At 70.8% G+C, this 2794-nt stretch carries 5 protein-coding genes; 3 read left to right on the plus strand and 2 right to left on the minus strand.

Annotated features, from left to right (window positions below):
• A partial coding sequence (locus ACT6S0_RS27450) for a hypothetical protein (protein ID WP_444766895.1) occupies positions 1–325 on the plus strand: 325 nt, incomplete at its 5' end.
• Between the two features lie 118 nt (positions 326–443).
• A complete protein-coding gene (locus ACT6S0_RS27455) occupies positions 444–977 on the plus strand; it encodes a tetratricopeptide repeat protein (RefSeq protein ID WP_444766896.1) in 534 nt (177 codons plus the stop codon).
• Positions 978–1072: 95 nt separating this feature from the next.
• Here the strand turns inward: ACT6S0_RS27455 and ACT6S0_RS27460 are convergent, their stop codons facing one another.
• Both ACT6S0_RS27460 and ACT6S0_RS27465 read right to left on the minus strand, forming a co-directional pair.
• The gene (locus ACT6S0_RS27460; protein ID WP_444766897.1) at positions 1073–1477 is read right to left on the minus strand and encodes an ester cyclase; all 405 of its coding nucleotides are present in this window, start codon (positions 1475–1477) and stop codon (positions 1073–1075) included.
• A 19-nt stretch (positions 1478–1496) separates the two neighbouring features.
• Positions 1497–2255, minus strand: coding sequence for a MipA/OmpV family protein (locus ACT6S0_RS27465; RefSeq protein WP_444766898.1), 759 nt, complete (start codon positions 2253–2255; stop codon positions 1497–1499).
• Positions 2256–2400: 145 nt separating this feature from the next.
• Here ACT6S0_RS27465 and ACT6S0_RS27470 point away from each other — a divergent pair.
• The coding region (locus ACT6S0_RS27470; protein WP_444766899.1) for a response regulator at positions 2401–2794 on the plus strand (394 nt) is incomplete at its 3' end.

Below are 2794 nucleotides of genomic sequence, written 5' to 3' on the forward strand. Positions count from 1 at the left end.
GCACATCGCCGCGCCCGGCACCGCGCCCGGCCCTCGCTGCCTGCGTGTGCACGTGCTGCCCAGCTACACCGCCACGCCCGGCGAAGCCTGGGCCGCCGAGGTGTTGCTGGACGGCCAGGCCCTGCCGCTGCGCTGGCCGCGCGGCCCGCAGGACGCCGCCTGGGCCCAGGGCGTGCTGGCCAACCGCTTGACCGCGTCGGTCACGCTGCCCGAGCGCCGTGGCGCCGATCAGGGCCCGCTGACGGTCCAGTTGCGCGCACTGCAGCGCGACCTCATGTTCGATGGTGCCGACCTGCTGCCCGGCGCCTGCCAAGGCAGTCCATGAGAACCGCAGGCATCGTCTCGGCCCGACGGCACGCTCAGCAACCCAGAGCCGCTGCGGGGTCGCGTGCGGCACTCCCCGGTGATTCGCGCCCCGGCGTGCCCCAACTGAGTGAACACCTGTGAGCCCAGCCCCGAATCCCTATTCGCAGATCAACACGCTGTCCCGACAAGCCTTCGTGCACTGGGGCGCCGGCCGGCTGGCCGAGGCGGCCGAGGGCTTCGCCTCAGCCATCACGCTGCTGCGTGACAGCGGCCTGCCGGCGTCGGCGGACCTGCACGCTCAACTGGCCGGTGTGCTGGACGCGCAAGAGCGCTTGGAGGAAGCCGTCGTCCAGTCCGAACTGGCGCTGGCCGCCGAGCAGGCACAGGGGCAGGGGGACGGCTCGGCGGCCGTCAAGATCGCCCGCCACTTCCTGGCGGACCCCCTGCTGCGCCAGGGCCAGCCCCAACGCGCGCTGGACGTGCTGACGCCGTCGTTGGTGGCCTTGCCCGACGACTGGCTGCTGAACATGGGGCAGGCCGAGGCGCTGTTCGCCGACGGCCGCGTTGCAGACGCCCGGACGGCGGCCGAGCGGGCGCTGGCCAATGCGTCGTCGCAGGACAAGCGAACCCAGCTGGCCGAGCGGCTCGCGCCGGTGCTGTCCACCCGATGACGTGGAGGCGTTGGTGACCGTCACTGACGCGGTTTGGGGCCTCTTCTCCGTCGTCGCCGCATGCACCCCCTGGCGGGCCGCGACCCCCCTGCCTCTCAGCCCTTGCGCGCCAGCAACAGCCGCTCCGCAAGCTCCGTCACCACCCACTCCTCGGCAATCAGCCCACGCTCGAAGCGGCTGACCACCATGTCGCGCCACACCAGGTCCTTGCCGCTGGCCGGGAAGCCCCTGAACGCGCCCGCCTGCGTGCCGTGGCAGGTGCGCAGCCAGGCGATGCGGTCATCGCCCTCGACGAGGATCTCCACGTCCACCTTCAGCGCCGGCACCGCGCGGCGCAGCGCGTCCATGACGCTGGCCACGGCGCTGTGGCCCCTCATCGTCTGCCCGCCCACATGGGCGAGATAGCCGGGCGCGAAGAAGTCGGCAATCGCCTCGCGCCGGCCTTGTTCGAGCACGGCTTCGTTGGCTTGGCGGAGTCGGGCGGGCCAGGTGGTCGTCATGGTCCGGCACTATCTCCATTCAGAACCGGTAGAGCCATCCCGCGAACAGGCTCGCCTGGTAGCGGCGCTCGACGAGCGGGCTGTCCTCGACGCCCTTGCCCAGCAGGCGGCCGGAGACGTCCAGGAACCACATGTCGCGCCGCCCCGTGGCGTAGGTGAAACGCATGCCGCCCTCTGTCTGGGTGGTGGAGCGGCCCAGGTACATCGGCCGGCCGGAGAGGGCCTCGGAGGGCTTCACGCCGAAGTAGTAGTCCACGTACTTGCGGTCCACGCTGCGCACGCCCAGCCGTGGCGTGACGGCCAGGTCACCGAAGTCGAAGCGCTTTTCGAACTCCAGGGACACCATGCGGCCCTTGCTGTTGCCCATCGCGTCACCCAGCACCTCCAGGGACACCTCGCCAACGCCGGTGTCCCACGAGGCGGCGGCACCCAGCCACAGGCTCTCCTTGCGGCGGTCCATGCCGCTGAGGAAGTCCGAGTCCTTGGCCTTGTAGCCGTCGAAGCCCAAGCGCGTGCGCAGCCGGTAGCTGACCGGCCCGGTGCTGCCGAGCTTCAGATCGAGCGTGGGCAGGGCGACCGCCACCCATTGGTTCTCGTAGATCAGCAGCGGCAACACGCGGGCCTTGGTGTCCACGCCGCGGTAAGGCTCCAGCGAGACGCCGCCGCCGATGCCGAGGATGGTCACCGAGCCGGGGCCACCGTCGGATGGCGCGTTCTGGGCCAGGGCGGGCGTCGTGATCAAAAGCGCCGCAGCGAGGCGGATGACTTGGGCTTGCATCGATAACTTCCTAGAGAGGGGATGAAACGCCGCGCAGCGTAGGCAGGCCGAATTAGCTTGACCTTAAGTCACGTCCCGCGACCTCGGTCTCCTTGTTCGCGGGCCTTCTCATCTGGATCTAAGTCGGTACGCTTAAATTCCGCCCATGCGCGCACTGCTGGTGGAAGACGACGAGATGATCGGCAACAGCCTGACCCAGGCGCTGGCCCGGGCGGGTTGGTCGGTGGACTGGGTGCGCGACGGCGAACCCGCCCGCGCCGCACTGGCCGATGGGGGCTATGCCTGCGTGCTGCTGGACCTGGGCCTGCCCAAGCTGGACGGCCTGAGCCTGCTGCGCCAGCTGCGCGCCAAGGGCGAGCTGACCCCGGTGCTGGTGCTGACCGCACGGGACGGCGTGGAGGACCGCATCGCCGGCCTGGACCTGGGCGCCGACGACTACCTCGTCAAGCCCTTCGAGTTCGGCGAGCTGCTGGCCCGCATGCGGGCGCTGCTGCGCCGGGCCAGCGGCGCCGCGCAGTCGCTGCTGGGCGCCGGCGCGG

Origin of the sequence: Roseateles sp. (genome assembly GCF_052436255.1) — a bacterium.
In the GTDB taxonomy this organism is placed as follows: Bacteria; Pseudomonadota; Gammaproteobacteria; order Burkholderiales; family Burkholderiaceae_C; genus Pelomonas.